We start from the raw sequence: 875 nt of genomic DNA, 5'->3' as shown, positions 1-875 counted from the left end.
ACAACGCCCGCGCCAACGGTACGGCCGCCTTCACGGATTGCGAAACGCAGACCGTCGTCCATCGCGATCGGGTGGATCAGGGTAACAACCATTTTGATGTTGTCGCCCGGCATTACCATCTCTACGCCTTCCGGCAGTTCGATGGTACCAGTCACGTCAGTAGTACGGAAGTAGAACTGCGGACGGTAGCCTTTGAAGAACGGAGTATGACGGCCGCCTTCATCTTTGGACAGAATGTACACTTCAGATTCGAACTTGGTGTGCGGCTTGATGGTGCCCGGCTTAGCCAGTACCTGACCACGTTCGATTTCTTCACGTTTGATACCACGCAGCAGAACACCTACGTTCTCACCAGCACGGCCTTCGTCCAGCAGTTTGCGGAACATTTCAACGCCAGTACAGGTAGACTTCTGAGTCTCTTTGATACCAACGATTTCAACTTCTTCACCAACTTTGATGATACCGCGTTCTACACGACCGGTAACTACGGTACCACGACCGGAGATGGAGAATACGTCTTCGATCGGCAGCAGGAACGGCTTGTCAATCGCACGCTCTGGTTCCGGAATGTAAGAATCCAGGAAGCCAGCCAGTTCCAGGATTTTCGCTTCCCACTCTGCGTCGCCTTCCAGCGCTTTCAGAGCAGAACCACGAACGATCGGAGTGTCGTCGCCCGGGAAATCGTACTGAGACAGAAGTTCACGAACTTCCATTTCAACCAGTTCCAGCAGCTCTTCGTCATCAACCATGTCGCACTTGTTCAGGAACACGATGATGTACGGAACGCCTACCTGACGACCCAGCAGGATGTGCTCACGAGTCTGCGGCATCGGGCCGTCAGTCGCAGCAACTACCAGGATCGCGCCGTCCATCTG

1 protein-coding gene is annotated in these 875 nt (G+C 54.2%); it reads right to left on the bottom strand.

The window, feature by feature from the left end:
• Positions 1–875: elongation factor Tu (tuf, locus tag BEB42_RS25895; RefSeq protein WP_001486698.1), on the bottom strand; the 875-nt coding region annotated here is incomplete at both ends.

The sequence above is a fragment of the Escherichia sp. MOD1-EC5990 genome, from assembly GCF_002965285.1.
In the GTDB taxonomy this organism is placed as follows: Bacteria; Pseudomonadota; Gammaproteobacteria; order Enterobacterales; family Enterobacteriaceae; genus Escherichia; species Escherichia coli_F.
Note: the sequence above shows the minus strand (reverse complement) of the source record. Positions and strands in the feature narration are given on the sequence as shown.